Here is a 26,896-nt window from a genome sequence, read left to right as displayed (position 1 = left end):
ATTGATTAACTATGTCGTACCCCTTCGGGCAAAGCTCCCCAGCTTTTTTCAAAACATTGATCCAATGATCTTCCCATGCCGCTACAGCGCATAGAGTAGGCTTGACCCCCATTAGTACCTTACCACTGAAATCTTGGACAAGAATGCCAAGAAATTCTCATGCCCTGTCAGCACAGAGTGCAGGGAGAACACAATATTCACGCATCTTGAGTGATGCAGCCAGGACGCGACGCCCAAACTTTGTAAGGTAATACTTGTAGCGACGTCCCACTTTCTTGATCAGTCCGTGGGTTCGTAACCGTTTGAGTAGATAGGATGATTGACTGGGTGATAGATCGGGCATAGAGGCCCGCAGATCGGCGGCACGGAAGCCACTGATTGACCATTCGCCCCGCCCGATGGCGAGGAAGAGATGATAGTCCTTTTTCTGGAACAGATTGAAGCCACGGAATGAACGGCCCTGGTCCCTGGCGGGGCTGGACATTTTATCGATGTCCTTGAGTCCGGCGTCAGGATTGTCGATTGCCGCCATATAGGCGAGATAGCGCTCATTGGCGGCGTTCATCAGCTTGCGCAGATCGCGCAGGCTGTAGATATTTTTGCGTAGCGGTGCCAGTTTCCACTGTTGCCAGCCGTCACGTTGTTCCACCCAGCGGTGGATTTTGAAGAATGAGGCATCGTTGGTGGTGCATTCCACACGCGCCATGATGCCGGCTTTATCGTAGAGTTTGATGCTGGCCGGCCCCATCTGGTGGCGGATGCGTGTACCCTGGATACGGGTGCTGAAATCGTTACCGACCTCCCCTTGATAGGTGCTGGCGAGTTTACGGCCAAGGAAGGTGGCCACATTGTCGGCTTTAATGGCCTGTACCGCCGTGCGGGTGATGGACTCGTAGAGCGGCTGGAATTCGGCCTGCTGGTGGAAGATGACATCGGTGGCGAACTCCACCTGCATCAAGCTCCAGTGGTAACCGGAGCGAAAGCGCTGAGCTACCGGGCAGAACTGTTTGGCCCATCGATTCAGTCGTCGGTGAAGCTGTTTGGCATCCAGCCGGTCGGCAAGCGTCTGAGCCTGCTCGGGATCGGCAATGGACAGAAAGGCATTGTCCGCCATCGCGAAGGGAATGCCGGCTTTTTCCAGTCTGCGCGCCAGCCAGTGATGGCCGTTGAAGTAGACTTGCAGGCGGAACGGCGCCCAGGTGGGCACCCGCACGTAACAGAGTCCAAAGGCCTCATCGATGAAGTAGAAGTAGTAATGCAGGCATTTCCCTGACGTGGGTTTGAGCAGGGTATGGCCTGTGTTCTTGTCATGCCAGGGGCGATAAGCGGTGCAGGATTCCATGGCGGAGAAGATGTGGACCAGCCCGGGATGACCGCCGCGTTCCGCAATGATGGCCTTGATACGGTCTTCTTTGCGAAAGGCCTTGTGGCGCCGGATGAACTCGATCTCAATGCCGGCCTCGATGGCGAGTTGCTCGGCATGGTGGCGCAACTCATCGCGCAGGGGTTCTGCCCACCGGGGGTAGTCGAACAGTCGGATCTTATGGTAACTGAGGTAGCTCGCCATAGCGCCGGCATAACCGATATCAGGAAGGGTTCCGGTGATGACAACCCGGTCAAAACAGGAGAGCACACCGGCGATCTTGTTCTGGTGACGTTCAACGAACGGATTCATGGCCTGTCCCTCTTGTCCTGGATGGTGCTGTGGATAAGGATAGGCGATCCGAGATATTTTGGTTCCGGCTATGCCGGGTTAGGTAAACTGTCCCCAGAACCCCTCCAGAACCCCTGTCAAACCGGCGTCACGTCCACCGGCCGTGCCGCGTCTTCCCGCGTGGACTCTTCGCGCCGCCGCGCCTGGAAGTCCAGCAGCGCTCGAAAGAACTCCTGGCGGTCGAAGTCCGGCCACAGTCTGGTGGAGAAGTAGAGCTCGCCGCCGCCGGGGAGGGCCCACTGGTTCGGGACGGGGCTGGAGCGGCCGTGCTGTCGGAAGTTGATGTCTGCCCAGCCCAACCTGGACGCCGGGCAGCTGCGCCGTAATCAGCTAAAGCTGGCCATGTCCGTTGGAAAGAACCGCCACTACGTCATTCACGAGATACATACACGACACTTCGTGCAAACCGCCGCGCTCGCAGCTATATCCGAGACGACTATTCAACACGTCCTGGCCGATCTGCGTGCCCGCGTAACACCCGCCCTCGATGCGACGCTCGAACAGCTGCCGGCGGACGGCTCTGAACGAACAACCGAGTCAATAGCAGCCGGAATACGGGCGCGCCTCAAGCTCATGGACTCTGGTTTAAGGATCAATTGAGCTTTCGCAAGGCGGGTTGAAATGCATCAGAAAATATCCGCAACTTCGCGGTAAGAAACAGCCACCAAACCATCGCTGAAAGCCATTCCCTCACCACCATAGACGACATAACGGTTGCTGAGCGGATGATGCTTTGCCGCAAAGGGCTGCAAGCCTTGTTTGAAACTGCTGTGCCAGGTGGCCGCGGCCTTGATTTCGATTCCGCTCAGATCACGCCCGGATTTATATAACAAATCAACCTCCACGCCATTGCTGTCACGGAAGAAATACAGGTTGGGCGTCAATCCCTGGTTATAACGCGCCTTAAGCGCCTCCAGCACCACCAGATTTTCGAACAGGTTGCCGACCAGTGGGTCGCGCGTTACCTGCGCGGCCTTTTCAATGTCCAGCAAATAGGCCAACAGGCCGACATCGGTGAAATAGTACTTGGGCGACTTGATCACACGCTTGCCAAAATTCTCGAAATACGGCGGCAATTTGAAAACCACAAACGAGGCCTCCAGTATCGACAGCCATTGCCTGATGGTTTTGCCATCCACCCCGACATCATTCGCCAGCGACTGGTAATTGATGAGTTGCCCGGTACGCCCCGCCAGCAGTTTGACGAATTTTTCAAACAGCGTGGCATCCTTGAGCTGGATCAACTGGCGTACATCGCGCTCCACGTAGGTCTGGTAGTAGTTGGCATAGGCGGTGTACGGGCGTTGTTGCTGGTCGTATACGCGCGGCATGAAACCATGATGGATGTAGTCCTCGAACGCATCGAAGCGGATGTCGGCGGCTTCCAGTTCGGCAATCGATAGGGGCAACAGGTGCAACATCCCGGTGCGCCCGGCCAGTGACTGGGTGATGGCGGCACGTAACTCCAGTTGATGCGAACCGGTCAGCACAAACTGCCCGTTTTCCGGTTGCGCATCCACGACACCCTGCAAATAGCTCAGCAACAGCGGGGTGCGCTGGACCTCATCAAGAATGACGTTACCGGGGTACTGTTTCAGGAAGGCTTTCGGGTCTTCGGTGGCAAACTGGCGGTTTTCCGGGGTTTCCAGGCTGACATAGGCGTAATCCGGCAGCGCCGCGCGCACCAGCGTGGTTTTGCCCGCCTGACGCGGCCCGATGACTGTGACAATCGGGTACTCCCGAAGCTGGGCAAGCAGCTCGGTTTGCATGCGTCGTGGGATCATGTAAACAGCGTATATTATGCAAATATGGAGTTCAACTCCGTTTTTGCATGACTTTGCCCCTTATGGCAGACGTGAGAAAGGTCGGCCGCCCACGTTTTGCCATCCGAAAACCAATCCTATGCCCAGGAGTCCTGGGGCTCGTCAGCAAAATTCATGGGTGTTGAGAGAAGAATTTCCTCTCGCCAAGAATGCCAAGGAACCTCTTTGATTGTCGGGATGAATCCCGACCTACATCCGTGCGAAAGGAGTGGGCGGCGCGATACGCGGACAGATTCTCCAACCGGGTCAGGATCATCCCGCCGCGCCGGCTTCCAGCGACTCGATAGAGCGCAGGAGATCTTCGCGGTGTTGCAGCGCCGCAGGGCCTCGCTTAGGCTATGCGCGCTTCGGGTGGAACTCTCAGGGAGAGCTTCACCTGGCTTCGGATGCGACAGGCTGGCTCGGGTGAAGGCCGCGGTAGTGGCCGCCTGGGCTCGCAGGCATTGTTACCCCCCATTTTCCAAGTGGCCCCTCGTATCGGTCACCTCTGAACCAAGGAATCACCCATGCCCACACTCACCCTTCCCGACGGCTCCCAGCGGAGCTTCGATGCCCCCGTGTCCATCGCCGAGCTGGCGGCCGATATCGGCCCGGGCCTGGCCAAGGTGGCCATGGCCGGGCGCGTGGACGGCCGGCTGGTGGACCTCGGTTACCGGGTGGACGAGGACGCCGCGGTCGCCATCGTCACCCCGCGGGACGAGGAGGATGCCCTGGAACTCATCCGCCACGACGCGGCCCATGTCATGGCCCAGGCGGTGCAGGAGCTCTACCCCGGCACCCAGGTGACCATCGGTCCCGCCATCGAGAACGGTTTCTATTACGACTTCGCCCGCGACGAGCCCTTCGGCCCCGAGGACCTGGAGCGGATCGAGCGGCGCATGGAGGAGATCGTGGACCGCGACCTGCCCATCGTGCGGGAGGTGCTGGACCGCGAGGAGGCCAAGCGGGCATTCGGCGAACTCGGCGAGAAGTACAAGGTGGAGATCATCGACGACATCATCCCCGCGGGCGAGGAGGTGTCCATCTACCGCCAGGGGGACTGGTTCGACGTGTGCCGGGGTCCCCACCTGCCCAGCACCGGGCGTCTCGGCAAGGCCTTCAAGCTCATGAAGCTGGCGGGGGCCTACTGGCGGGGCGATTCCCGCAACCCCATGCTGCAGCGCATCTACGGCACGGCGTGGCGGGACAAGAAGGAGCTCAAGGGGTATCTCCATCGCCTGGAGGAGGCGGAGAAGCGGGATCACCGCAAGCTGGGCAAGGCCCTGGACCTGTTCCACTTCCAGGAAGAGGCGCCGGGCATGGTGTTCTGGCATGAGAAGGGCTGGGTGCTCTACCGCCAGGTGGAGGAGTACATCCGCAGCAAGCTGATTGATTACGATTACCAGGAGGTGCATACCCCTCAGATGCTGGACCGCTCCCTGTGGGAGAAGTCCGGCCATTGGGACAAGTTCGGCGACATGATCTTCGCCACTCACTCCGAGAACCGCGAATACGCCGTCAAGCCCATGAACTGTCCGGCCCATGTGCAGCTGTTCAACCAGGGGGTGCGCAGTTATCGCGAGTTGCCGCTGCGCATCGCCGAGTTCGGCACCGTGCATCGCAACGAGCCCTCGGGCACCCTGCACGGCCTCATGCGGGCGCGGCGCTTCGTCCAGGACGACGCCCATATCTTCTGTACCGAGGATCAGCTCCAGCAGGAGGTATCCACCCTCATCGACCTCACCGAGGTGGTCTATGGCGATTTCGGCTTCGAGGATATCCAGCTCGCCCTGTCCACCCGTCCCGACCAGCGGGTGGGGGAGGATGCCCTGTGGGATAAGGCCGAGGCGGCCCTGGAACAGGCCCTCACCGACAAGGGTCTGGAATATAAGCTGCAGCCCGGCGAGGGTGCCTTCTACGGCCCCAAGATCGAATTCGTGCTGAAGGACTCCATCGGCCGCGTGTGGCAGTGCGGCACGGTGCAGGTGGATTTCTCCATGCCCGGGCGGCTGGGGGCCGAGTACGTCACCGAGGAGGGCAGCCGCAAGGTACCGGTGATGATCCACCGCGCCATCCTGGGCTCCCTGGAGCGATTCATCGGGATCCTCATCGAGGAATATGCCGGCAAGATGCCCGCCTGGCTGGCCCCGGTGCAGGCCGTGGTGCTCAATATCACCGACGATCAGGCGGCCTACGCGGCGGCAGTGGCAAAGTCTCTGAGATCCTTGGGATTCCGTGTGGACGCGGACTTGAGAAACGAGAAGATTGGCCTTAAGATCCGCGAACACACGTTACAACGCATTCCCTACCTGCTGGTAGTCGGCGGCCGGGAAGTCGAAGGAAAACTGTTGGCCGTGCGCACGCGCGGCGGCGAGGATCTCGGCACCATGTCCCTGGAGGCATTCGCCGAGCGGCTCGCAGCCGATATCGCGTGTCGCGGCCGCTCTGTTTTGGAGGCCTGACAATTACAGCGACAAAGACGTCTAGATACCGGGTAAACGAGGACATAACCGCACCCGAGGTGCGGGTGGTGGACAGCGAGGGCGAGCAGTTGGGGGTCATCCCGCTGGTAGAGGCCATGCAGAAGGCGGAGGCGGCCCAACTGGACCTCGTGGAGATAGCGCCCCAGGCCGATCCGCCGGTGTGCCGCATCATGGACTATGGCAAACACCTCTTCGAGGAAAACAAGAAGAAGCAGAATGCCAAGCGCAAGCAGCAGCAGGTCCATGTCAAAGAGGTCAAGTTCAGGCCCGGCACCGAGGAAGGCGATTATCAGGTCAAGCTGCGTAATCTGACACGGTTCATCAACCAGGGTGACCGGGCCAAGGTGACCATCTGGTTCCGCGGCCGTGAGATGGCTCACCAGGAGTTGGGCAAACGCATCCTCGACCGGGTGGAGGCCGACATGGCGGAGATCGCCAAGGTCGAGCAGTTTCCGAAGATGGAAGGGCGCCAGATGGTGATGCTGCTGGCCCCCAAGAAATAGACGCGCCATTCTTCCTTGGGCGCAGGCAGGGCTGACCCCAACGGGGCGGGACCCTGCGCCGTAGGAGTGCGCTTGCGCGCGAGCGCCGGTGGTCGTAAGGGAGTATCATGGCCGGTTCGCGCCCCAGGGCGCTCCTGCGGAGGAGGGCGCTCCTGCGGAGGGTATCCCGGGCCTGTAGGGGCCCGCTGGCGGGCGAAGCAGGTCGACGGCGACAGGGCCCCGCCCATATCCAGGGCCCAGCGTGGTGTTTACACCGCGGACAATAAGGTCACTCGGGGCGGCATCTGAGGATGCCACGAAAGGGAATACCCTGCCCGGTGGGACAGTAATCAGAAACCGACGAGGTAAGTCATGCCCAAGATGAAAACCAATCGCGGTGCCGCGAAGCGTTTCGCGCGCACGGCATCGGGTCGCTTCAAGCGTAACCAGTCTCACCGGCGTCACATCCTGACGAAGAAGAGCACGAAACGGATGCGCCACCTGCGCTCCCCCGCCCTGGTGCACGATGCGGATGCCCGGTTGGTGGCCCGCATGCTGCCCTACAGTTAAAGGAGCCACGAGATGCCAAGAGTCAAGAGAGGGGTTACCGCCCACGCCCGCCACAAGAAGATCATCAAGCAGGCGAAGGGCTACAGCGGCCGCCGCAAGAACGTCTATCGTGTCGCCAAGCAGGCGGTCATCAAGGCCGGGCAGTATGCCTACCGGGACCGCAAGCAGCGCAAGCGCCAGTTCCGTGCCCTGTGGATCGTCCGCATCAATGCGGCGGCGCGGGAGAACGGCCTGTCCTACAGCCGCTTCATGAACGGCCTCGGCAAGGCGGAGGTCACCGTGGACCGCAAGATCCTCGCGGACCTCGCGGTGCACGACAAGGCGGCCTTCGCGGCGCTGGCCGAGCAGGCCAAGGCCGCCTTGGCCGCCTGATCCGCCGCCGTCCACGGACGGCTTTCGCGGGTCGGTATCAGCAGGGGAGAGGCCCAAGGCCTTTCCCCTGATCATTTGTGCGCCACCGCGGTGCGCCGAATTAATTAGTAGGCAGAGACCTGAACGCACCGATGTCGGATATCGACCAAATCCTCGAACAGGCCCTGGAGGCCCTGGATGCCGCCGGCGACCTGGAGGCCCTGGACGCCGCGCGCGTGCGTTATCTGGGCAAGAAGGGGCAGTTCACCGAGCGACTCAAGGGCCTGGGAGCCCTGCCGCCCGAGGAGCGCAAGGCGGCGGGGCAGGTGATCAACGAAGCCAAGCAGCGCTTCCAGGCCGACCTCGAGGCCCGCAAGGCCCACCTGCAGCAGGCGGCCCTGGACACCGCCCTGGAGCGCGACCGGGTGGATGTCACCCTGCCCGGGCGCGGCCAGCACGACGGCGGCCTGCATCCCATCACGCGCACCCTCCAGCGTATCGAGCGCATCTTCGCCCGCGCCGGCTACCAGGTGAAGGAGGGGCCGGAGATGGAGGACGACTATCACAACTTCGAGGCCCTCAACATCCCGGCCCACCATCCCGCCCGGGCCATGCACGACACCTTCTATTTCGACAGCCACACGGTGTTGCGCACCCATACCTCGCCGGTGCAGATCCGGGTGCTGGAGAACAGCCCGCCACCCTTGCGGATCATCGCCCCGGGGCGGGTCTATCGCTGTGACTCGGACCTGACCCATTCGCCCATGTTCCACCAGGTGGAGGGGCTGATGGTGGACGAGAACGTGAGCTTCGCGGACCTCAAGGGGGTGCTCGACGAGTTCCTCAAGAGCTTCTTCGAGAAGGACCTCGAGGTGCGCTTCCGGCCCTCCTATTTCCCCTTCACCGAGCCCTCGGCGGAGGTCGACATCGGCTGCGTCATGTGTGGCGGTGCGGGCTGCCGGGTGTGTGGCAACAGCGGCTGGCTGGAGGTGTTGGGCTGCGGCATGGTGCATCCCAACGTGCTCGATTTCGTGGGGGTGGACAACGAGCGCTATACCGGCTTCGCCTTCGGCATGGGGGTGGAGCGCCTCGCCATGCTGCGCTATCAGGTCAACGACCTGAGACTCTTCTTCGACAACGATCTCCGCTTCCTGCGGCAGTTCGCCTGATCCCCGGGCCGGAATAAGCAATGCGATTCAGCGAGAAATGGCTGCGACAGTGGACCTCCCCGGACGTGGATACCGGCGGCCTGGTGGCCCAGTTGACGGCCGCCGGCCTCGAGGTGGATGCCGTGGAGGACGCCGCGCCTTACCCCCTCAACGGTGTGGTGGTGGGGCGGGTCACGGCCGTGGAGCCCCACCCGGATGCGGACAAGCTGCGGGTGTGCCGGGTGGACGTGGGGCAGGGCGACCTCCTGACCATCGTCTGCGGCGCCCCCAACGTGCATGAGGGCATGCGCGCGCCCACCGCCCTGGTGGGGGCGGTGATGCCCGGCGGCATGGAGATCAAGCGGGCACGGCTGCGGGGAGTGGAGTCCGCCGGCATGCTGTGCTCGGCCAAGGAACTCGGTCTGTCGGATGTCTCCGCCGGGCTCATGGATCTGCCCGCGGATGCCCCGGCGGGCGTGGCCCTGTATGACTATCTTGAATTGGGGGATGCCTGCATCGAGGTGGACCTCACCCCCAATCGCGGCGACTGTCTGGGGCTGGCCGGCATCGCCCGGGAAGTGGGGGTGCTCAACCGCAGCGCCGTGACGCCGCCGGACCCGTCCGCCGTGGCGGCCGGCATCGACGATACGTTCCCGGTGCGGGTCGATGCCCCCGAGGCCTGTCCGCGCTACGTGGGCCGCGTGGTGCGGGATGTGGATGCCGGCGCCGCCACCCCCCTGTGGATGCAGGAACGCCTGCGCCGCAGTGGCCTGCGCAGCATCAGTGCCCTGGTGGATATCACCAACTACGTGCTCCTCGAATTCGGTCAGCCCATGCACGCCTTCGATCTGGAGCGCCTGCGGGATGGTATCGAGGTACGCATGGCGCGCCCCGGCGAGGGTCTCGAACTGCTGGACGGCGAGACGGTGGAGTTGCAAGCCGATACCCTGGTCATCGCCGATGGCGCCGGGCCGGTGGCCATGGCTGGCATCATGGGGGGGCTCCCCAGCGCCGTGGGGGAGGGGACCCGACATATCTTTCTCGAAAGCGCCTTCTTCGCGCCACTGGCCATCGCCGGCAAGGCCCGGGCCTATGGCAGGCACACCGATTCCTCCCATCGCTTCGAGCGTGGGGTGGACCCGGAACTGCAGCGCCGGGCCGTGGAGCGCGCCACCCGGCTGGTGCTGGACATCGCCGGCGGCATGGCCGGCCCGGTGGTGGAAGTGGTCTCCGGGGCCCATCTGCCGGTACGGGCACCGATACCCTTGCGGGGCGAGCGCATCAAACGCCTGCTGGGCACGACGGTGCCGGCGGGTGAGGTCATCGACATCCTCGAGCGCCTGGGCTGCGCCGTGACGGGTGACGACGGCCGCTGGCAGGTGACGGCCCCCAGCTATCGTTTCGACCTCACCATCGAGGCGGACCTCATCGAGGAACTCGCCCGGGTGGTGGGCTATGACCGCATCCCCTCCACCACGCCCGAGGCGGGCCTGGAGGTGAGCCGCGACGAGGAGGAGCAGGTGCCCCTGGACACCATCCAGCGCACCCTCATCGCGCGGGGCTACCAGGAGGCCATCACCTTCAGCTTCGTGGATCCGCGACTCCAGGCCCTGCTGGATCCCGAGCATCCGCCCATCGCCCTGGCCAACCCCATCTCATCGGAAATGGCGGTGATGCGCACCAGCCTGTGGCCCGGGCTGGTGGGGGCATTGCGCTACAACGCCAACCGCCAGCAGGCGCGGGTGCGGCTGTTCGAGACTGGCCTGCGCTTCCGTCAGGGCACCACCACCGAGCAGGTGCCGATGCTCGCGGGCATCGCCGCGGGTACGCCCTGGCCCGAGCAATGGGGCGTATCCGCCCGGGCCCTGGATTTCTTCGATATCAAGGGGGACGTGGAGGCGCTGCTGGGCCTCGGCGGCTGCGGTGACGAATGGTCCTTCGTGGCCCATCCCCATGCCGCGCTGCATCCCGGTCAGAGCGCGCGTATCGAGCGCAACGGCGAAGCGGTGGGCTGGTTGGGGGCACTCCATCCGGCCCATGGGGAGGCCCTGGACATCGCCGGACCGGTGTTCGTGTTCGAGGTGCTGCTTGACCGTTTGATGGCGGGTAGACTGCCGAGATATGACGCCCTGTCTCGCTTTCCCCTCATCCGCCGTGATCTGGCCGTGGTGGTAGACGAGGCCGTGACCGCGCAGAATGTGCGGGAATGTATTGGACAGGCCGCCTCCGATATGCTAAAAAACTTACAGTTGTTTGACGTATATCGCGGGGAACATATTGATTCAGGAAAGAAAAGTCTGGCCCTTGGATTAATGCTTCAGGCACCGGACAAAACCCTCACGGACGAAGAGGTGGATTCCATCCTGGGCCGTGTGGTGCTGGCCCTGGAGCGCGAACTGGGTGGCAGATTGAGAGGGTAGTATGGCGTTGACCAAGGCCGTGATGGCCGAAAGACTGTTCGAGGAACTGGGCCTCAACAAGCGGGAAGCCAAGGAGATGGTGGAATCCTTCTTCGATGAGGTCCGGGCCGCCCTCGCCAAGGGACACCAGGTGAAGTTGTCCGGCTTCGGCAACTTCGACCTCAGAGACAAGAACGAACGCCCCGGCAGAAACCCCAAGACGGGCGAGGAGATCCCCATCTCCGCCCGCCGCGTGGTGACCTTCCGTCCCGGACAAAAACTAAAAACACGCGTGGAAGCATATGCTGGATCCATCGAGCGGGAATGAGCTCCCCCCCATTCCGGGCAAACGGTATTTCACTATCGGTGAAGTCAGCGAACTGTGCGGAGTGAAGCCCCACGTGCTGCGTTACTGGGAGCAGGAATTCCCCCAGCTCAAGCCCCTGAAACGCCGGGGCAATCGCCGCTACTATCAGCGCCAGGATGTAATCCTCATCCGCCAGATCCGCAGCCTGCTCTACGAGAACGGCTTCACCATCGGCGGCGCACGCCAGCGCCTGTCGGGCGAAGACGCCAAGGAGGATGTTAATCAGAGCCAACAGATCATCAGACAGCTGCGGGCGGAACTCGAGGAGATCGTCGCCATCCTCAAGCGCTAGGCGGCAGGGGCCGGGGTACGGCAGGGTTTCGCGCAAAAGCCGTGGACTTGGCGCCACCTTCCCTGTAATCTACGGCGCCTTCAAGCAAGACCCGCGGTTCCCTCCCGCGGCGGTAATTCAATCGGAGCGTAGCGCAGCTTGGTAGCGCACCACAATGGGGTTGTGGGGGTCGGGAGTTCGAATCTCCCCGCTCCGACCAATAAAAACAAGCACTTAGGCGAGTTTTCCCAAGGTGCTCAGAAGTCAAAAAGGCCGCTGTAAAGCCGCTGTAAAGCCTCCATCACCCGCCTGGAGGCGGCGGGCCAGTGGGGCAACGCCAGAAGCGGCCCCAGGGCCGCCCGCGGCGGCAAGGCTGCTACAAGCCCCACCGGGACCGAGGCCGGGCGCCTCAGGATGCCCGCCAGCTTTTCCAGGGGCACAAAAAAACCCCGCCGAGGCGGGGCTTTTCCCGGGGCGCCTACATTGGCGATCGAGTGACTGAGAAAATATCGTCTCTCGACAACCATCCCTGTGCCCACAACAGGCGGGCCGTTACCCGAACCGCAGCCCAATTACCCACCAGCATCCGGGCGGCCTCCTCGGCAACCTGCTCACACCGGCCCTCGTCGCCTTGAACCCACTGCTCGATGCCCTCCGCGTCGGTGCCGCTGAGGCCCCCCATGTCCCAGCGACAAACGACAGATTCCACGGCCCCCTCCACTTCCGAGTCCATCGGAAATTGCCGGGGCCGTCGCCCTCGTGGGGAGGGACCGCCGGCGCACATTACGAGCGCCTCGCACACTGCGCCGGCAATGGCGTAGACCGCATACTGAGCGCCTCGGAAATGCGGGGTCACATTGGTTCGAACATGAGCAAGCGAAGATCCGGCGGGCTCAATGAATGCCTCGAGCGGTGTTCCCAGCCCCACGGCCAGGTGGGCAATAATATGCCCGGACTCATGATAGGCAATCTCCCAACGGTCGTGCGGGTGCAGGTGATCCAACCAATCGGGGACACGAACCGGAATCTGCGCAGGCGGGTAATACGTAGCGCCTATCATGCCCCCTTCCTCCTGGAACCACTCCGCGGCCCCTGCAGCTTGTGCGTCTTCACCAGTGCCTCCTCGATCAGGACGGCTATGGGCTCGTCCTGCTCCCGGAGCCACGCCACCAGCCAGGCCGGCAGCTTGGTGGCCAGGGGTATCTTCACAAGGTCCGGGTCTCCCGGGGGCCTCCCTGCCCCTTCCCGTTTGCCGCCTCGGGTCACGCTTCCAACTCCACCCGGGCCTCGGGGCGGGCCAGTAGCTCCTCGGCCTTCGCCTGGCGGGCCAGTTCCTGCTCCTCCAGGAACTCCGCCATCTCCTCGGCGAGGGTCTTGAGCGCCGGGGGGTCGGTGTCCCGCACCAGCTCCCGGAGGTGGTCCACGTTGCCCATGGCATCCTCGAACATATCACTGAGGGTCGTGCCTACGTTGTTCGGTGTCATCGCTCTATCTCCTTTCCTGCCGGCGGGTCACCCCGCCGGCTGGTTGTCTGGCCTCAGGCCTCCTGCAGCCACTCCGCTGCCGCCAGTCCTGCGTCCCGGTAGTCCTGCTCGTCCTGGCCCCGGGCCGGGAACTCCTGCCGCTCGGTGCCCACGTCCACGCTAAGAACGTCCTGGCCTTCGATGACGATCCACTTGATTGCGTCGAATTCCACTCCTTCGCAGTCCGCCACCACCTTCACCATTTCCGCGATCTGATTTTTCATCTGGGCTTCTCCTGTTCGGCTCGGGCCTTTCCCTTACCTTTGAATAGAGTCTAGACGCTATTAAGAATAGAGTCAAGCCTAGTTTCAAAATAATTTCGCCCGGTGCGCCAGGTCGGCCTGGCCCGACATGGACTCCAGAGATTTCGAAACGCGCTCGAGTTCTTCACGGAGCAGCACGATGCTGCCCGCCACGCGTTCCGCGTCTTCGCTGCCGTACTCGAATAGGTGATCCGCCAGCACCTGCAGGGCGCCCGCCACGAAGGTGACTTGGCCCGCAGCGTCACCAGCCGAATTGCTCAGCTCGGCGGGGGTAATGGGTTCAATGGGGAGGGTGTTACGATCGGAATCAGCCATGGTGGCCTCCTGTGTAGGTTGTCATGGTCAGGTCCCCGGGCAGTGGTGCAACACTCCCGGGGCCCGCTTATGGGGAGGTGTCCCGTCCCCAGGTTCGATAGTACCCCAGCCGGCGGGCCAGGTGGTTTAGCACGCGCTATCCAGTTTTTGCGGTAGCGAGCGCTATTCCTGATTCAGCTTCGCGCCCGCCGCGGCGATGCCAGCGAAGTAAGCCAGGTCCTCCACGTAATCCGGATGGGCGCCACGCTGGCGGGCCGACTCGGCGGCCATCCGCAGCAGCTCGGCCAGGGAGCCGAGGACCACGGCGGGGTGGGAGTCGTTCCCCTCGAGCACGCGCATCGCCTCCCGCTCTTTCCGGTCGCACATACCCGCCACAGTCTCGGTACCAGGCCGCCGCCGCAGGGGAACCACAGTCGCGGCCGTCATGAGTTCATCCGGCCACCGCGGGCTGGTTGGTGATCTGGCGGATGCCATCCACTACCTGACTGCTAAGTTCATTTTGCCTTTCCATGAGTCCGCGCATCTCCGTCGTCGCCTGAGCGGTGGCGGCCGCGGCCTCGCTGTCCTTTTGGCTTTCGCCACTCGCGCCGGCCGATCCACTCCCCTGGCCTGATTCGGGCCGGGCGAAAGCCTTGTCCACGTCATCCACGGCTTGCTTAAAAATATCGCCGAAGGTGAGGCTGCCGAGCTCCGCGGCGCCGGCGAAATTTCCGGAGAAGAACTGCTTAATGGCGGCCGCGCTCGCCGCCGCGACGCGGACGAGGGTGAGGAATGTTGCCGCGGCGGCCTTGATGGCATTCGGGAGCGCCGTGCGGAGAAAATCCGCAGTGGCTGCCAGTTCGTCCGCGAAGGTGGCTCCCATGGCAAAGGCGGTCCCCTTGATCGAGTGGGCCAGGTTATCGAAAGCGTCTCCTGCTTTTTCGGAGTCTTCCACCATCTGCTTGGTCATGAAGCGCGAAGTCTTCCGGGCCTCTTTGTCGAACTCGCGCAGGCCTTCGGAGCCGCCCTGGAGCGCCAGCACCAGGTCCAGCCCCAGGGATTTGGAGAACGCCGCCGCGGCAATCGCGTTACGGTCGGCCTGAGTCCCGGCGTCCTGCATGGCATCGGCCAACAGGTTCACGGCTTCGCCGGTGCTGGTGGTGTTCACGAGAGCGTCCAGCAGGCTCTGGTCGTACCTCCCGAGGAAGCTGGCAAGCGCACCCGTCCCCAGCTTCGCTTCACCGAGGCGCTTGGAGAGGGTCGCCAGGCCCCGGTCCATCGTTTCGGCGCTCGAACCGCTACGCTCCGCGGCGAAGCGTAGGGCTTGCAGCTCCTCCACGGTGACGCCGGCGCGTTTGGAGGCCTTGCCGAGTGCGTCGGCGACATCGATCGAAGCCTTGATCAAGCCACCGAATGCGGCCCCGACACCCAAGGCCGCGAGACCCACTTTCTTAAGGTCGCCCAGTATCTTCTTTGCCCCCTTGTCCCATTTGTTGGTGCGGGCGACGAAACTGATTCCAAGACTTGCAACTGCTGTTGCCATGATGCTATCTCCCGTCAGATATATCGCAGGGCCACCGGCCGGCCCTGGTGGTCATCGACCGCAACACAGAAGGTCCGGCGCTCGGCGAAGTACTCGCGGCCGCGGAATGTGAACCAAGCCTTCCGGCGCGCCGTCACGGCCCGGCCGGCCGCATCCATCAAGGCCTGTTTCGTCTTGGTGCTTGCTCCCCTCATGACGCCCCCTGTTTTCGTTTCCCGGGAAACACTGTCCCCCGGTGTTGTTAGATGCCGGCCGCGGCCGCCCGCAACAGCAACCCGCCGGCGCTCGTGATCGCGGTGACAAGCCGCAGGGCCAAACGAGAGCGCCCCCACACACAGGAGTGGTCAGCTCGCGGCGAACTTCATCAGCTTTACCGCGTTTGAGTCACGCAGACCGCCGGTTACGCGGCGGCGCATATAGAACAGGACGTTGGGCCGGCCGGTGAAAGGATCTCGCAGCAGGGTCGTATTGCGATCCACGATGGTATAGCCGCTCATGAAGTTGCCGAACGCGATAGATAGCGAATCGGCAGCCACGTCAGGCATGTTTTCGTCCGTGAAAACCGGATATCCCAGCAACGTATCCGGGGCGGCCGACTCCAGACCGGCGCGCCAGATGAAGTTACCGGTCGTCTCCTTGAATTTCCGCACGGAAGAAAGCGTAGAGGAATTCATCAGCCACGCCGCGCCCTGGCGATACCGGGGCCGCACGCTGTGCACCAGGTCGATCAGCTTGTCGCTTGGGTTCGTGCTCGCGAACGCGCCGGCGGCACCGGAGGCGATGTACTGCAACTCCGCGAAGGCCCGCGTCGAGTCGTCGGCGGTGACCGCGGGATAACTCAGCAGGCCACGCGGTTTGTTGACACCATCACCAGAGATGAACGCCGAGCCTTCTGCGGCATCGAATACTTCGGCCGACTCCTCGATAAGCCACGATTCCAGATCGAATGCATTGTCTTCGAGAAGGACCTGGCTGATGGGCAGATTCGTGTAGACTTCCGCTGGAGTCATCGTGATTTTGGTGAAGGAGGGTGTTGCCTTCTCGGTCCGCGCCTCAGTTTCGCCGGCCCACGCGTAACCCGTGCCGCCAGTGGAATGCAACATGACGTACTCGCTGGTCGAGACCTGGACCACGCGAGCCAGTTGGCGCATGGGCGACAAATCACGCAGGGCCTTCGTCAGGGTGTCGTCAACCTCACTTGGAACCAGGAAGCCGCCATTCGGATCGCTGCCGCTGAACATGCTTTTGATTTCGCCGTCGGACTTTCGTCCGCGCATCCATTCCAGAAACGAGGCCTTACGTTCGTTGGACTCGAATGAGAGGCCGCCCGCGGCGCCGGCACCGGGCCGGCCCGCCCGCTTCATTAATTCCACCAGGTCTTTTTCCAAACTCGCGACGCGCGCGTTATTCGCGTCCCTGAATTCCTCCCAGGCCTTGCCCTGGCCATCGAGGAGTGTTTTGATTTCCTGAAGATCCGACATTAGTTTTTACCCCGTTTAAGTTGTAGGTTCGTACTGCGTGAATCACAGCATCGATCAAACTCTACATTATTGGATTCCGGGTTTAGGCGATGCTGGGAATTATTTTTTTTTAATTTTTTTTTCGCTTCTGTCAGGTGGTCGCGGAGCGTACGAAAAGTGACAGGGATACGACCGCGGCTCCGGTCATGGAAGATTATCTCCTTCTCTTCGTGATCTACCCTTTCCACCGGTTCAACCGGGCGCGGCGACTCGCTGTATAGATCCCGGCGCAATGCCGCAACCTCCAGTTCGTGAACAAGCGCCTTGAAGGTAGGACGAACCGACCGAGCCTCGAGGACGCCAATGATATCCAGGATGTAATTATGGAGATGGCCAGTGCGCCGGCCTACGTGTTGGGCGGCCATCGCCGCCCCCAGGCGCACCAAGCGCACGGCTTCATCACGCTCCTGCCCATCGGGCAAGTGTTCCATGAGAAACTCGGTGAGATCCAAGGGCGGCACCAGGCGGGGAGAGGGCCGTTACTCGGCGCCCGGGGGCGTCGGTTCGTCCCCGCCGGTGACATCGTACAGGACCACCGCCACGGCATCCGTTTCCGGATCATGCAAAGTTAGGCGCAGGTGCACATCCTGGCCGCCATACGGCATGGAGACGGTCAGCCGCCGATAGAGGCGGCCCTCGTCGTGCATCTTGGCCGCGTTTCTCCAGGCCGCCGGCGAATTGAGTTCCTGTGCCCGCTGGCCGCAGGCTCCCAGCAGCTGCGCCGCCGCCGACGCCAGTTTTACGTCGCCGCCATGCTCACCGTACTTCGTGTCTTGTATCGTCATCGTCTTTCCTCGTGTTGATAAGCGTTATCACTAGCTCTCTGATTAGCACCCCCCCCCTCCAAAACCCCCGCATATGCGCGCGAAGGGGGAACATCGGTCTACAGCATCCGGATCGCTGACTTCTTGCCCCCCCTCCCTCTCTCATTCCCGTCCTCCATAGATCATGGCCAGCGCGACTAGCACGGAGCCAGGCTGCAAACCTGAGTCAGCTGATATGTCCTTGGCCACGGCGGCCAGGTGGCGCACGTCACGCTCGAGGAAATACATCGTCCGTTCACGGTCTTTTCGGCCCATCTCGTAATACTGTGCATGCTGGTCATTTTTTTCAGGCATAGCGTGCCTCCTCGGGGGTCATCTGGATAAAGTGGAAAAAGTGGAGGTGTACATGGAAGAGGGTATGCGCGCGCGTGCGCGCGTAGAGAGTTATAGCCCTGTGATAACCCACTTTTTCCACTTCGGGGGTCGGGGTCATAGGGGCGGCTCCGAGGGTAGGAGCCGGATACCCTCCACCACGTCGTAGCCATCGCGCTTTTTGGTGCGGTACCCCAGCCCATCGAGCCGCTCAAAGAAGAGGGTCTTGGACATGACCTTCCGGCCGGAGTCCGCGCACCACTCACGATGTCTCGCGTACAGCCATGACCGGCGCGTCCATATACCTGGATCATCACGCACGATGTCGGCGGCGTCGTCGAGGAATGCAGCGACGGCATCGGTATGGGTGCGCCAGCGCGCGAGCGCGTCATCGGATGCGCGTGATGCCGTCAGCCGGCCGGCGGCCACCACCCGCGCCGCGCCCTCGAGCGCCCACGCCAGCACGCCAGGCAGCTCGTTCCGGATGATGTCTGCGGCCAGGTCCCGCTCCATGTCGTTGGCCGCCACCGGGTTACCGAACACCAGGACCAGCCAGCGGCGCCAAAATCCGGAAGAGTGATCACGCGTCGAGGGATAGTGATTGCTGCTAAAGATGTGTGAGCAACTTGGACGGAACTGGAACACTCGCCCGTAGGGCTGCCGCGCCGTGAGCAGGTCGCGACCGGTGACATCTTTAAAATCCGCGGCGGGGATGAAGTTATCTGATGGCAGCTCGCCAACAAGGTTAAGCCTGGCGTGCGCCAGGGGCGCCAGGTGATAGTCGTGCCCCCACCGGTATGGGCTGATGGCGGTGGTGTACGCGTCCGGCACCAGCGCGCTGATGATTCGCTGGAGGGTGGATTTCCCCGTGGCGCCCGGTCCGTACAGCAGCACTACCTTCTCATGGGCCGGGAGCAGTCCAGTCAACGCGGCCCCGATGACATCCTGGGCCAGGCGTTGTTGCTCGCTCGTTCTGGCAGGGTCGCTATCCCGGAAAGCACTTTCCAGGTAGTAGTCCCATATCGGCGTCGGGCAGTCGCCAGGCTCGACCGCGAGAGTGAACCGCTGGCGGTGGTCGCACCGCAGCTCCTCGCAAACCAGCTGGCCCGAGTCAACCCGGTGGAACTGGTCACCCGCGGCGACGCCCACGGGGCCCGCCGGAAAGTACTCGGGATCGGCCACCATATCGTAGGCGTGCCGGGCGATGGCGTTATAGTCGGCCTTGCGGCGGCAATTTTTTCGATCGGTGTACCAGGCCCCCAGCTGGACCTCAACTCGATCGAGGGGCATGCGTTCCCAGACGCCATGCTGCCCGCAGCACCAAATAGCGCCCTCGGCCCCGACCGGCTCGGGCTGACCCTGGAGCGCCAGCCAGTGGGACGCGATGGCATGGTGGGACGCGTCCTTATCCGGCCAGTCCGGTCTCGGCACCTCATCGAGGGACACGACCTCGCTCACGGCAGCTGTTTCCTGGGAAACACGTCGCTACGCGTCACTTTCCGGAGCGTAGCCGCTGGATCGACTCGGCAGTGATTCGCCGATGGCGGCCCACCAGATAGCCTTCAAGCTGGCCTTTCTTCAGCAGGCGGTAGAGCGTCGGGGGTGTGCACCCCAGGAGCGTGCAGGTCTCGATCACTGACCGGTCGCGTTCAAAATCAGGAAGGGGGGATGTCTCGGACATTTCGGCACCTCAGTGATTACCTAGCGCCAGATTAATTCTGTGGCTTACACGGGTCTGCCCAGACTTTTGTAATTATTTTCTGCTATTGCGTTTCTTGTAGGCGTCCGGGTGCTCGTAGTCCTCGGGGAAGAAGGCATGCATTTGGAGGCGATATTCCCGCTCTGCCTTGCCGGCGGTCAGCTTGAGATCGGTCCCATGTTCGTCGTGGAAGTAGTTGGCCCATTCGTCGTTGATGCGGTCCGCCAGCTCTTCGAAGAAATCCCTCCCGCTGGGACGGTCGGATTCGCCCTTTAATTGTGTAGCCCTGACAAAGATGATTGAGCGAAGCTCGTGCTTCAAAGTATGGTTCCTGTCTCTTCGCTTGGACGGCCGCGAGAAAGCATCCTCCAGGTCCATGGCTTCGCCGAAGCTCCATTTCTCCATCGCATCATGATAGGCGGCATGCACCCACTCAGGCATGACCAGGCACCAGGCGGCGCAATACTCGATTGCCAGGAGCAGGGCCGCCGGCTTGCCGCTTTCAAACTCCTCTCGGAAGTCATCGAGGCGCATCGAGTCAACGGAGTTCATCACAGCACCTCCACGGCGGCCCGTAGGTTATCGGGCGCCAGGTGGGCATAGATGAGGGTCATCTCTATCGACGCGTGCCCCAGCAGCTCGCGCACGGTATTGAGGGGCACCCCTGCCATCACCAGGCGAGAGGCGAAGGTATGACGCTTATGCCGCGCGCGGCATAAGCGTCATCATGCCGACAACCGGATTATGCCGAGTGATCGGCAATCCTTTGCTTTTTTCTCTCCTAGTTTTGCCTAGTTACGGCCATAGCACGGTTTTCAGACGCGGCATAATCCGGTCATCTCTCCGGACTGACAATAGGGTCAGGAAGGAGAAGAGACATGCTCAAAGAGTTCTTAAAACAGGGCGATTTCCTCGAGCGCTTACACAGTAACCCGCTGCGGGAACACCTCGATTCGTTCTCGACCTCACTGGTCGAGGAAGCCTACGCTTCGTCGACAGTCCGATTGAAGCTTCTCTGGGTCGTCGAATTTGGTTGGTGGCTGCAAGAGGAGCAGCTCACAGCTGAGCAGCTCAGCGAGCACATTGTCGATCGGTTCCTGAAGGAGTTGCAGCGCCTGGGACAGCTGCAGCGAGGTCAAAGGCCGACCACCCTAAGGTTTGTTGCGTATCTGCAGAGTCAGGGGGTCATTCCGTTTCCTGAGCCGGTTTGTGACACCTCGCCGCTGGCCGAGCTCGAGCGCCGGTACGAGCGCTATCTGCGAACCGAACGCGGCCTGACCACGGCGACGGTGTTGAACTACCGGCCCGCTGCCCATGGTTTTCTGGTCCATCATTTCGGCGACGGCCCCTTGCGTATCGAGGAGCTGACGGGATCGGACATCTCCACCTACGTCCTTACCCACGCTCGCTGCCAAGGCGCAAAAAGAGCGCAGCTTCTAGTCACGGCACTGCGCTCGTTCTTTCGATTCTTGTTGCGCGAGGCGAAGACCCAGATCGATCTGGCCGCTTGTGTGCCGGCCGTCGCGGATTGGCGCTTGTCGTCCGTTCCCAAATTCCTGACCGCGGAGGAGATCCAACGCCTGTTGGATGGCTGCGATCGCACGACAGCGACAGGGAGACGCGACTATGCGGTCCTGGTCCTCCTCGCCCGCCTTGGACTACGTGCCGGCGAGGTCGTCGCCCTCGAAATCGATGACATCAATTGGCGAGCCGGCGAAGTGATGATTCGCGGGAAAGGCTTCGTGCATGAGCGCTTACCGTTGCTCACCGAACCGGGAGAGGCGATGGCTGCCTACTTGCGTCGGGATCGTCCCGAGACCCGCTCGCGCCGGGTCTTCGTTCGCATGAAGGCACCCCATTCGGGCTTCGCCGGGCCATCAACCGTCTCGACCATTGTTCGGCGCGCTCTGGAACGCGCCAGTCTCCAACCGCCTGCCAAGGGCGCCCACCTACTCCGCCACACCCTGGCGACGGAGATGCTCCGAGGGGGTGCATCCATGAGCGAGATCGGCCAAGTGCTCCGACATCGCTCCCCGAACACCACGGAGATTTACGCCAAAGTCGACCTCTCCGGTCTCCGCTCCCTTGCCCCACCGTGGCCGGACATAGGGGGTGGGCAATGAACCAGCTACGTGACGCTTTGGAGGAGTATCTTGCCGTGCGCCGGAGCCTGGGATTTGGCCTGCGGATACCGGCGAGCTTGCTACATAACTTTGTCTCCTTTCTGGAAGCCAACGAGGCGACCTATATTACCCGAGCGTTGGCGATTCGCTGGGCCGAACAACCCCGCGACGCGCAGCTAGCCACATGGGCGGGGCGCCTGGGAGTGGTGCGTCGCTTCGCCCGCTGGCGCAGCGTGACCGATCCGCGCACCGAGATCCCACCGGATGGCCTCTTGCCTTACCGCTACCACCGTAACCCTCCTTACATTTACACCGATGAGGAGATCGAGCGGCTCCTTGGCGCCGCCGCAGGGCTGCCTTCCGCCAATGGCCTGAAAGCCCGCAGCTACTTGACGCTGTTCGGCCTGCTTTCCGTCACGGGCATGCGCGTAAGCGAAGCACTCATGCTCGATCGTGTGGATGTCGATTTGGAGCAAGGAATCCTTACCATACGACGCACGAAGTTCGGCAAGTCACGGTTGGTGCCAGTCCATCGCTCAACCCGCGATGCGCTGGAAAGCTACGACACGCAAAGAACGCGTGTGTTTCCCCGCCCGGAAACACCGGCATTCTTTCTCTCCGAGCGTGGTCGACGCATCACGGAGTGGAGCGCGCGTTACACCTTCGCGAAACTCTCCCAACGGATCGGCCTGCGCGGCGCCGCGAAGGGTCACGGGCGCGGACCGCGGATTCATGACATGCGCCACCGATTTGCGGCCCGCACGTTACTGCAATGGTACCGCGCGGGGGTCGATGTCGAGCACGAGTTACCCAAGCTTGCCACCTATCTTGGCCACGTTCACGTGAATGAGACCTACTGGTATCTCGAGGCCGTCCCGGAACTCCTCCAGTTGGCCACCAAGCGCCTGATGGAGAAGGCCGAGGAGGTCCGCTCATGATCGCCAACAGCTTTCCCGCCATGCTTCAATCCTTTTTCACGGAGCGCCTATTTCGGCAACGCTGCGCCAGCGGACACACCATCGCTGGATACCGTGATGCCTTCCGTCTTCTTCTGCGTTACGCAGCAGAACGCCTCGGCACAGCGCCCTCGAAACTGCGGCTCGAGGATCTCGATGCGTCCTTCATCGGGCAGTTCCTCGATCATCTCGAACAGGAGCGGGGAAACAGCGCGCGCACCCGCAACGCCCGCCTGGCTGCAATCCATTCGTTCTTTCAATATGTCGCTTTGGAGGAGCCCGCCCATGCGCTGCTTTGCCAGCGCGTCCTGGCCATGCCGAACAAACGCCATGAGCGCCGGCTGATCGAGTTTCTCCACCGCGATGAGATCGATGCATTGATCGCCGCTCCAGACCCCTCCACGTGGATCGGCCGCCGGGATCGAACCTTCCTGACCGTGGCCGTTCAGACAGGACTGCGGGTTTCTGAACTGATCGGACTTCGCTGTCAGGACGTCGTTCTGGAAACCGGGGCCCATGTGACATGCCTAGGAAAAGGCAGAAAACAACGCGCAACACCACTGAGTGAGGAAGTTGCGGCCATGTTGGGCAGTTGGCTGCAAGAGCGTAACGGCTTGCCTCAAGAGCCAGTCTTTCCCAGCAGCCGCGGCGGGCCACTCAGCCGGGATGCGATCGAACGCCTGGTCGCAAAACATGCCAAGATAGCCGAGCAAAGCTGTCCCTCCCTGCGCCGCAAAAAAGTGACCGCCCATGTCCTGAGGCACAGCGCCGCGATGGACCTTTTGCAGCACGGTATCGATCGATCGGTGATTGCCCTCTGGCTGGGACATGAGTCCGTGGAAACGACACAGATGTATCTCCATGCAGACCTCCGCCTGAAGGAGCAGGCGCTGTCTCGCACCACGCCCCGAGGGATCGAACCGGCTCGCTACCGCCCCGACGACCAGCTGCTGGCATTCCTCGAGAGCCTGTGATTATGCCGACTCGAGGCACCGCCCGAGCGCCGCCAGCCGCTTTCCAGCAGCGCGATTCGGCATAATCCGGTTGTCGGCATGATGCCGGCAATCGTGGAACCGGAAGTCCTCGAGGCCTGCATCCTTGAGCACCGCCGCGAAGGCCGTCTTGAACTCATGCCGCCCGAAGACCGGGAGAGAGGGGAGAGGGGTCACGTCACCTTTGTGGGCCTTCAGGGCGGCAGTGGCCGAGGCATTCAAGGGAACATGCCGGGTCTGCTTCGACTTCGCGCCCTGTCCGCTCACAGTGAGCGTCCCGCGCTTCAGATCGACATCTCCCCAGGCCAGATTCCACAACTCACCCCGGCGAAGCCCCGTGTTCAGGGCAACGATCACCAGGGGGGTCAGGTTATCGGCGTATGGGCCCAGCTTCGGCAGCAGCTCGTAACCGCGTTCAGCCCGCCAGCGGTTGGCGCTCTCCCGCGCCTCCTGGATGCTGGTGTCCCGCGCCGACAGCGCGGCCAGGAGGCGGGTCGCCTCCTCGCCGTGAAGGTAGCGGACCACGCCGCGCTTGTCGGTCTTCAGGGGCTTGAGTCGGCGCAGGGGGTTTTCGGGCAGTAGCTCCCATTCCACCGCTCGCTCCAGGGCCGCCTTCAGGGTGGCGGTGTCCCGATTGATGGTCCGGTCACTGCGGCCCTTCCGGCGGCGCTCGATGCGCCAGGTCTCGACATCGGCCAGGCGCAGGGCCACCAGCTCCTTGTCACCGAGACCGAAGCGCTTGAGGCAGCGTAGGGACTCCTCGGGGCGCGAATGGTGAGAGCGGAGGTAGGGCCAGTAATGCCGATCCAGGAACAGGTCGAAAGTCAGGGCCTCCGGCAGCTCCGGCTCGGGCTCGGGGGCCGCGTCCGGATCTTCGCCGCGCAGGATGGCCATGGCCTTTTCGGCGGCCATGCCGTGGGTCATCACCGGCATCCGGCCCAGGGTGCGCGGCTTGCGGTTCTGGATGAGCTTCCACGTCTTCGCCCCGGTCGGCTGGACGCGCAGGATCAGGCCCGTTATGGCCGTGTCTCGTACCTCGTATGGCCGGGCCTCGGGCTTGGCTGAATCCGCCACCCTCTGATTGAGCAATTTCCGCATTGTGGGGGTCCCCTGTTCGGCAGTCGTAATGCTTTCGTACAGCCTAGACCTTAATTGGCGTTAATTCCAATTGTTAAGGAAGCGAGAGAAAACAACGGTTTGCGACGTAAGCCATTGGCCGAAAAGGGCCAAAAAACGGAATGGGGTTGTGGGGGTCGGGAGTTCGAATCTCCCCGCTCCGACCAATAAAAACAAGCACCTAGACGTTAGTCTCGGTGCTTTTTTTATGTCCGATAGGAAATAGGTACCGAAATAGGTACCAAAGGAAGCGCCAATAAGAAAACGCCTCGCACTAGCCGAGGGGCGGCAGCACGCTACGATGCAGAGGCCCGGCGGACGCCGGTACGGACGTCATGGCTGCGACTGTGACCAAGCTGTGGGCCAAGCCGCTCCTGTTCGCCAGTTGTGCGGGTTTGGACAGCGGTCGACAGGTGCTGCTCTGGCCGCTCGGCTGATGGCGTTGAAGCGGGAAGTCGGCTGAAAGAGGCTCGATTGGAAGCTGACCTGATCTTTCCGGACCGTTGCATTGCCCATCTGGATATGGACGCCTTCTACGCGTCCGTGGAGTTGCTGCGCTACCCACAGCTACGCGGCCAGCCGCTCGTGATCGGCGGGCGTCGCGCAGAGCCGCCGGTCAAGGGAAAGGACGGTGCCTGGCAGTTTGTACGCCTGGGCGGCTACCGGGGCCGCGGCGTGGTGACCACCGCGACCTATGAGGCGCGTGCGCTGGGGGTGCATTCCGGCATGGGGCTGATGACCGCCGCCCGCCTCGCGCCGCACGCATTTCTGCTGCCGGCCGATTTCACCGCCTATCGCGACTACTCGGCGCGCTTCAAGGCAGCGGTCGCAGCCCTCGCGCCGCAGATCGAGGATCGGGGGATAGACGAGATCTACATCGATCTGACCGCGCATCGGTTGGATCCGGGGTTGGATCCGGCCGCTATCGCTCGAAGGCTCAAGGAAGCGGTACGCACCGCGACGGGACTGTCCTGCTCCATCGGGGTCGCCCCGAACAAACTGCTGGCGAAGATGGCCTCGGAGTTCGACAAGCCGGACGGCCTCACGCTGGTAGGTCCGGAGGATCTGAGCACACGGATCTGGCCGCTGAAGGCAGACAAGATCAATGGTATCGGACCGAAATCCGCGAAACGGCTGGAGGCCCTGGGTGTCCATACCATCGGCGATCTAGCCCAAGCGGACCTCGGACTGCTCCAGACACACTTCGGGCGCAATTACGCGGCCTGGCTGCACGCGGCCGCCCACGGGCGGGATGATCGGCCGGTGCTCACGGAAATCGAACGCAAGTCAGTCAGCCGGGAAACGACCTTCGAGCACGACCTCCATCCGCAGCACAACCGAGCGCAGCTCACGGGGTTCCTCACCGCCCTCTGCGACCAGGTGGCGGCCGATCTCAGGGCCCTGGACGTACGTGGAACGACCGTGGGTATCAAGCTGCGTTACGCGGACTTCCGTACCCTGACCCGCGACCTTACGCTGCGCGAGCCCCTCGACGATCCCGCGGGCCTGCTGGCCGCGAGCCGGGAGTGCCTGCGACGGGCGCCGTTGGACCGGCCCCTGCGACTGCTGGGCGTGCGCGTGAGCGCGTTGGTGTCGAGTGAGGATGCGGCCGAGAATGCAGGGTCCGGGGCACAGGGCGAGCTGGCCTTTGACGAATGAACCCGATGGCATCCGGTATCAGAGTCCCCGCGGCGGGCTGGGGGGGGTGGGGGTCTCCAGGCTGGGCGGCAGGCGGGATTTCCCCATCAGCCAGACATCGATATGCCGGGCCACATCGCGCCGCAGGACATAGAGCCTGACATCCAGCTCGGAGGGCTCGAGGGGCTCCCGCGGCCGAACGAAGAACTGCTGAGTCACCGGCTCGCTGTCGAGGGCCGTCTGCCCCAGGCCATGGTTATCCGTGGGGACATCGCGCCAGGCGACCAGGTCGAAGCCCCTGGCGCGGCAGCGGTCCGTCACGAGGGCCCGCAGGGCGGCCCGTTGATCGCCGTCGCAGGGCATGAATGCCTGGCCGACGCCATAACCATCGCATTCGCCCAGCCCGGGCACCATCTCCCGGAAGAAGCGGTGGGGCTTCTGCAGCAGCATGCCGGCACCATCGCCGGTGTTCTCCTCGGCACCGCGCGTACCCCGATGGTCCAGGT

Annotated in this window: 32 protein-coding genes, 1 tRNA gene and 1 pseudogene; 14 read left to right on the top strand and 20 right to left on the bottom strand. The window is 62.7% G+C overall.

The window, feature by feature from the left end; all coding sequences use genetic code 11:
- Positions 1-157: 157 nt before the first annotated feature.
- On the bottom strand, positions 158-1,675 hold the full coding sequence (locus U5S82_00425; protein MDZ7750143.1) for a MarR family transcriptional regulator: 1,518 nt from the start codon (positions 1,673-1,675) through the stop codon (positions 158-160).
- A 116-nt stretch (positions 1,676-1,791) separates the two neighbouring features.
- On the bottom strand, positions 1,792-2,013 hold the full coding sequence (locus tag U5S82_00420; GenBank protein ID MDZ7750142.1) for a hypothetical protein: 222 nt from the start codon (positions 2,011-2,013) through the stop codon (positions 1,792-1,794).
- Here U5S82_00420 and U5S82_00415 point away from each other — a divergent pair.
- Complete coding sequence (locus tag U5S82_00415; GenBank protein ID MDZ7750141.1) at positions 1,997-2,314, top strand: hypothetical protein; 318 nt, start codon at positions 1,997-1,999, stop codon at positions 2,312-2,314. The genes U5S82_00420 and U5S82_00415 overlap by 17 nt on opposite strands.
- 26 nt (positions 2,315-2,340) lie before the next feature.
- Here U5S82_00415 and U5S82_00410 read toward each other — a convergent pair whose 3' ends face one another.
- Positions 2,341-3,483, bottom strand: coding sequence for an ATP-binding protein (locus U5S82_00410; protein ID MDZ7750140.1), 1,143 nt, complete (start codon positions 3,481-3,483; stop codon positions 2,341-2,343).
- 560 nt (positions 3,484-4,043) lie between these two features.
- Here U5S82_00410 and thrS point away from each other — a divergent pair.
- From thrS to U5S82_00365, 9 genes are all read left to right on the top strand, one after another.
- On the top strand, positions 4,044-5,978 hold the full coding sequence (gene thrS, locus U5S82_00405; protein MDZ7750139.1) for a threonine--tRNA ligase: 1,935 nt from the start codon (positions 4,044-4,046) through the stop codon (positions 5,976-5,978).
- The gene (gene infC / locus U5S82_00400) at positions 5,975-6,502 is read left to right on the top strand and encodes a translation initiation factor IF-3 (GenBank protein MDZ7750138.1); all 528 of its coding nucleotides are present in this window, start codon (positions 5,975-5,977) and stop codon (positions 6,500-6,502) included. The genes thrS and infC overlap by 4 nt, the downstream gene beginning before the upstream one ends.
- Before the next feature lie 351 nt (positions 6,503-6,853).
- On the top strand, positions 6,854-7,051 hold the full coding sequence (rpmI, locus tag U5S82_00395) for a 50S ribosomal protein L35 (GenBank protein MDZ7750137.1): 198 nt from the start codon (positions 6,854-6,856) through the stop codon (positions 7,049-7,051).
- A 12-nt stretch (positions 7,052-7,063) separates the two neighbouring features.
- The gene (gene rplT / locus U5S82_00390; GenBank protein MDZ7750136.1) at positions 7,064-7,423 is read left to right on the top strand and encodes a 50S ribosomal protein L20; all 360 of its coding nucleotides are present in this window, start codon (positions 7,064-7,066) and stop codon (positions 7,421-7,423) included.
- A 131-nt stretch (positions 7,424-7,554) separates the two neighbouring features.
- Positions 7,555-8,571, top strand: a complete 1,017-nt coding sequence (gene pheS, locus U5S82_00385) for a phenylalanine--tRNA ligase subunit alpha (protein ID MDZ7750135.1) — start codon at positions 7,555-7,557, stop codon at positions 8,569-8,571.
- Positions 8,572-8,591: 20 nt separating this feature from the next.
- Positions 8,592-10,970, top strand: a complete 2,379-nt coding sequence (pheT, locus tag U5S82_00380) for a phenylalanine--tRNA ligase subunit beta (GenBank protein ID MDZ7750134.1) — start codon at positions 8,592-8,594, stop codon at positions 10,968-10,970.
- 1 nt (position 10,971) lies between these two features.
- Positions 10,972-11,277: an integration host factor subunit alpha gene (ihfA, locus tag U5S82_00375; GenBank protein MDZ7750133.1), complete on the top strand. Its 306-nt coding sequence runs from the start codon at positions 10,972-10,974 to the stop codon at positions 11,275-11,277.
- Positions 11,252-11,608: a MerR family transcriptional regulator gene (locus U5S82_00370; GenBank protein MDZ7750132.1), complete on the top strand. Its 357-nt coding sequence runs from the start codon at positions 11,252-11,254 to the stop codon at positions 11,606-11,608. The genes ihfA and U5S82_00370 overlap by 26 nt, the downstream gene beginning before the upstream one ends.
- Positions 11,609-11,730: 122 nt before the next feature.
- Positions 11,731-11,807: transfer RNA gene (locus tag U5S82_00365), tRNA-Pro, on the top strand.
- Positions 11,808-12,643: 836 nt separating this feature from the next.
- Here the strand turns inward: U5S82_00365 and U5S82_00360 are convergent.
- From U5S82_00360 to U5S82_00290, 15 genes and pseudogenes are all read right to left on the bottom strand, one after another.
- Entirely contained in the window at positions 12,644-12,796 is a 153-nt protein-coding gene (locus U5S82_00360; protein MDZ7750131.1) for a hypothetical protein, read from the bottom strand.
- Between the two features lie 53 nt (positions 12,797-12,849).
- Positions 12,850-13,071 (bottom strand): hypothetical protein, encoded by a 222-nt coding sequence (locus tag U5S82_00355; GenBank protein MDZ7750130.1) that lies wholly within the window; start codon positions 13,069-13,071, stop codon positions 12,850-12,852.
- A 53-nt stretch (positions 13,072-13,124) separates the two neighbouring features.
- The gene (locus tag U5S82_00350; protein MDZ7750129.1) at positions 13,125-13,334 is read right to left on the bottom strand and encodes a hypothetical protein; all 210 of its coding nucleotides are present in this window, start codon (positions 13,332-13,334) and stop codon (positions 13,125-13,127) included.
- An 84-nt stretch (positions 13,335-13,418) separates the two neighbouring features.
- A complete protein-coding gene (locus U5S82_00345; GenBank protein ID MDZ7750128.1) occupies positions 13,419-13,688 on the bottom strand; it encodes a hypothetical protein in 270 nt (89 codons plus the stop codon).
- 162 nt (positions 13,689-13,850) lie between these two features.
- On the bottom strand, positions 13,851-14,114 hold the full coding sequence (locus U5S82_00340; GenBank protein ID MDZ7750127.1) for a hypothetical protein: 264 nt from the start codon (positions 14,112-14,114) through the stop codon (positions 13,851-13,853).
- A gap of 4 nt (positions 14,115-14,118) precedes the next feature.
- Positions 14,119-15,210: a hypothetical protein gene (locus U5S82_00335; protein MDZ7750126.1), complete on the bottom strand. Its 1,092-nt coding sequence runs from the start codon at positions 15,208-15,210 to the stop codon at positions 14,119-14,121.
- 14 nt (positions 15,211-15,224) lie between these two features.
- Entirely contained in the window at positions 15,225-15,404 is a 180-nt protein-coding gene (locus tag U5S82_00330; protein ID MDZ7750125.1) for a hypothetical protein, read from the bottom strand.
- A gap of 150 nt (positions 15,405-15,554) precedes the next feature.
- Positions 15,555-16,691 carry a phage major capsid protein gene (locus U5S82_00325; protein ID MDZ7750124.1) on the bottom strand — a complete coding sequence of 379 codons (1,137 nt, stop codon included), beginning with the start codon at positions 16,689-16,691 and terminating at the stop codon, positions 15,555-15,557.
- Positions 16,691-17,182: a hypothetical protein gene (locus U5S82_00320; GenBank protein ID MDZ7750123.1), complete on the bottom strand. Its 492-nt coding sequence runs from the start codon at positions 17,180-17,182 to the stop codon at positions 16,691-16,693. The genes U5S82_00325 and U5S82_00320 overlap by 1 nt, the downstream gene beginning before the upstream one ends.
- A gap of 27 nt (positions 17,183-17,209) precedes the next feature.
- Positions 17,210-17,515 carry a hypothetical protein gene (locus U5S82_00315; protein ID MDZ7750122.1) on the bottom strand — a complete coding sequence of 102 codons (306 nt, stop codon included), beginning with the start codon at positions 17,513-17,515 and terminating at the stop codon, positions 17,210-17,212.
- 141 nt (positions 17,516-17,656) lie between these two features.
- Entirely contained in the window at positions 17,657-17,848 is a 192-nt protein-coding gene (locus tag U5S82_00310) for a hypothetical protein (protein ID MDZ7750121.1), read from the bottom strand.
- A gap of 135 nt (positions 17,849-17,983) precedes the next feature.
- Positions 17,984-19,324, bottom strand: a complete 1,341-nt coding sequence (locus tag U5S82_00305) for a phage/plasmid primase, P4 family (protein MDZ7750120.1) — start codon at positions 19,322-19,324, stop codon at positions 17,984-17,986.
- Between the two features lie 34 nt (positions 19,325-19,358).
- On the bottom strand, positions 19,359-19,547 hold the full coding sequence (locus U5S82_00300) for a helix-turn-helix domain-containing protein (GenBank protein MDZ7750119.1): 189 nt from the start codon (positions 19,545-19,547) through the stop codon (positions 19,359-19,361).
- Between the two features lie 72 nt (positions 19,548-19,619).
- On the bottom strand, positions 19,620-20,117 hold the full coding sequence (locus U5S82_00295; protein ID MDZ7750118.1) for a hypothetical protein: 498 nt from the start codon (positions 20,115-20,117) through the stop codon (positions 19,620-19,622).
- A pseudogene (locus U5S82_00290) lies at positions 20,117-20,263 on the bottom strand (tyrosine-type recombinase/integrase). The gene U5S82_00295 and the pseudogene U5S82_00290 overlap by 1 nt, the downstream one beginning before the upstream one ends.
- A 180-nt stretch (positions 20,264-20,443) precedes the next feature.
- On the opposite strand from U5S82_00290, the gene U5S82_00285 reads away from it, so the two are divergent.
- The 3 genes from U5S82_00285 to U5S82_00275 are packed head-to-tail and all read left to right on the top strand — an operon-like array spanning position 20,444 to position 23,618.
- Positions 20,444-21,688: a site-specific integrase gene (locus U5S82_00285; protein MDZ7750117.1), complete on the top strand. Its 1,245-nt coding sequence runs from the start codon at positions 20,444-20,446 to the stop codon at positions 21,686-21,688.
- Positions 21,685-22,626 carry a tyrosine-type recombinase/integrase gene (locus U5S82_00280; GenBank protein MDZ7750116.1) on the top strand — a complete coding sequence of 314 codons (942 nt, stop codon included), beginning with the start codon at positions 21,685-21,687 and terminating at the stop codon, positions 22,624-22,626. Before U5S82_00285 ends, U5S82_00280 begins: the two co-directional genes overlap by 4 nt.
- Entirely contained in the window at positions 22,623-23,618 is a 996-nt protein-coding gene (locus tag U5S82_00275) for a site-specific integrase (GenBank protein ID MDZ7750115.1), read from the top strand. The genes U5S82_00280 and U5S82_00275 overlap by 4 nt, the downstream gene beginning before the upstream one ends.
- Here the strand turns inward: U5S82_00275 and U5S82_00270 are convergent, their stop codons facing one another.
- Positions 23,619-24,734: an integrase family protein gene (locus U5S82_00270; GenBank protein ID MDZ7750114.1), complete on the bottom strand. Its 1,116-nt coding sequence runs from the start codon at positions 24,732-24,734 to the stop codon at positions 23,619-23,621.
- 492 nt (positions 24,735-25,226) lie between these two features.
- On the opposite strand from U5S82_00270, the gene dinB reads away from it, so the two are divergent.
- The gene (gene dinB / locus U5S82_00265) at positions 25,227-26,411 is read left to right on the top strand and encodes a DNA polymerase IV (protein ID MDZ7750113.1); all 1,185 of its coding nucleotides are present in this window, start codon (positions 25,227-25,229) and stop codon (positions 26,409-26,411) included.
- Positions 26,412-26,429: 18 nt separating this feature from the next.
- Here the strand turns inward: dinB and U5S82_00260 are convergent, their stop codons facing one another.
- Complete coding sequence (locus U5S82_00260; GenBank protein ID MDZ7750112.1) at positions 26,430-26,894, bottom strand: hypothetical protein; 465 nt, start codon at positions 26,892-26,894, stop codon at positions 26,430-26,432.
- Between the last annotated feature and the right edge of the window lie 2 nt (positions 26,895-26,896).

Source organism: Gammaproteobacteria bacterium, assembly GCA_034522055.1.
In the GTDB taxonomy this organism is placed as follows: Bacteria; Pseudomonadota; Gammaproteobacteria; order JAABTG01; family JAABTG01; genus JAABTG01.
The sequence above is the reverse complement of the archived record's forward strand: the minus strand, read 5'-3'. Positions and strand labels throughout refer to the sequence as shown.

Excerpts from the sequence above, each read along its gene's own strand:
- U5S82_00335 (MDZ7750126.1), bottom strand. The coding sequence starts at position 15,210 with ATGGCAACAGCAGTTGCAAGTCTTGGAATCAGTTTCGTCGCCCGCACC.
- pheT (MDZ7750134.1), top strand. The coding sequence starts at position 8,592 with ATGCGATTCAGCGAGAAATGGCTGCGACAGTGGACCTCCCCGGACGTG.
- U5S82_00350 (MDZ7750129.1), bottom strand. The coding sequence starts at position 13,334 with ATGAAAAATCAGATCGCGGAAATGGTGAAGGTGGTGGCGGACTGCGAA.
- U5S82_00415 (MDZ7750141.1), top strand. The coding sequence starts at position 1,997 with ATGTCTGCCCAGCCCAACCTGGACGCCGGGCAGCTGCGCCGTAATCAG.
- U5S82_00295 (MDZ7750118.1), bottom strand. The coding sequence starts at position 20,117 with ATGAACTCCGTTGACTCGATGCGCCTCGATGACTTCCGAGAGGAGTTT.
- pheS (MDZ7750135.1), top strand. The coding sequence starts at position 7,555 with ATGTCGGATATCGACCAAATCCTCGAACAGGCCCTGGAGGCCCTGGAT.
- U5S82_00345 (MDZ7750128.1), bottom strand. The coding sequence starts at position 13,688 with ATGGCTGATTCCGATCGTAACACCCTCCCCATTGAACCCATTACCCCC.
- U5S82_00270 (MDZ7750114.1), bottom strand. The coding sequence starts at position 24,734 with ATGCGGAAATTGCTCAATCAGAGGGTGGCGGATTCAGCCAAGCCCGAG.
- U5S82_00310 (MDZ7750121.1), bottom strand. The coding sequence starts at position 17,848 with ATGCCTGAAAAAAATGACCAGCATGCACAGTATTACGAGATGGGCCGA.
- U5S82_00340 (MDZ7750127.1), bottom strand. The coding sequence starts at position 14,114 with ATGACGGCCGCGACTGTGGTTCCCCTGCGGCGGCGGCCTGGTACCGAG.
- U5S82_00370 (MDZ7750132.1), top strand. The coding sequence starts at position 11,252 with ATGCTGGATCCATCGAGCGGGAATGAGCTCCCCCCCATTCCGGGCAAA.
- rpmI (MDZ7750137.1), top strand. The coding sequence starts at position 6,854 with ATGCCCAAGATGAAAACCAATCGCGGTGCCGCGAAGCGTTTCGCGCGC.
- U5S82_00300 (MDZ7750119.1), bottom strand. The coding sequence starts at position 19,547 with ATGTCCGAGACATCCCCCCTTCCTGATTTTGAACGCGACCGGTCAGTG.
- thrS (MDZ7750139.1), top strand. The coding sequence starts at position 4,044 with ATGCCCACACTCACCCTTCCCGACGGCTCCCAGCGGAGCTTCGATGCC.
- rplT (MDZ7750136.1), top strand. The coding sequence starts at position 7,064 with ATGCCAAGAGTCAAGAGAGGGGTTACCGCCCACGCCCGCCACAAGAAG.
- U5S82_00275 (MDZ7750115.1), top strand. The coding sequence starts at position 22,623 with ATGATCGCCAACAGCTTTCCCGCCATGCTTCAATCCTTTTTCACGGAG.
- ihfA (MDZ7750133.1), top strand. The coding sequence starts at position 10,972 with ATGGCGTTGACCAAGGCCGTGATGGCCGAAAGACTGTTCGAGGAACTG.
- U5S82_00280 (MDZ7750116.1), top strand. The coding sequence starts at position 21,685 with ATGAACCAGCTACGTGACGCTTTGGAGGAGTATCTTGCCGTGCGCCGG.
- U5S82_00285 (MDZ7750117.1), top strand. The coding sequence starts at position 20,444 with ATGCTCAAAGAGTTCTTAAAACAGGGCGATTTCCTCGAGCGCTTACAC.
- U5S82_00325 (MDZ7750124.1), bottom strand. The coding sequence starts at position 16,691 with ATGTCGGATCTTCAGGAAATCAAAACACTCCTCGATGGCCAGGGCAAG.
- U5S82_00425 (MDZ7750143.1), bottom strand. The coding sequence starts at position 1,675 with ATGAATCCGTTCGTTGAACGTCACCAGAACAAGATCGCCGGTGTGCTC.
- U5S82_00315 (MDZ7750122.1), bottom strand. The coding sequence starts at position 17,515 with ATGACGATACAAGACACGAAGTACGGTGAGCATGGCGGCGACGTAAAA.
- U5S82_00330 (MDZ7750125.1), bottom strand. The coding sequence starts at position 15,404 with ATGAGGGGAGCAAGCACCAAGACGAAACAGGCCTTGATGGATGCGGCC.
- U5S82_00355 (MDZ7750130.1), bottom strand. The coding sequence starts at position 13,071 with ATGACACCGAACAACGTAGGCACGACCCTCAGTGATATGTTCGAGGAT.
- U5S82_00410 (MDZ7750140.1), bottom strand. The coding sequence starts at position 3,483 with ATGCAAACCGAGCTGCTTGCCCAGCTTCGGGAGTACCCGATTGTCACA.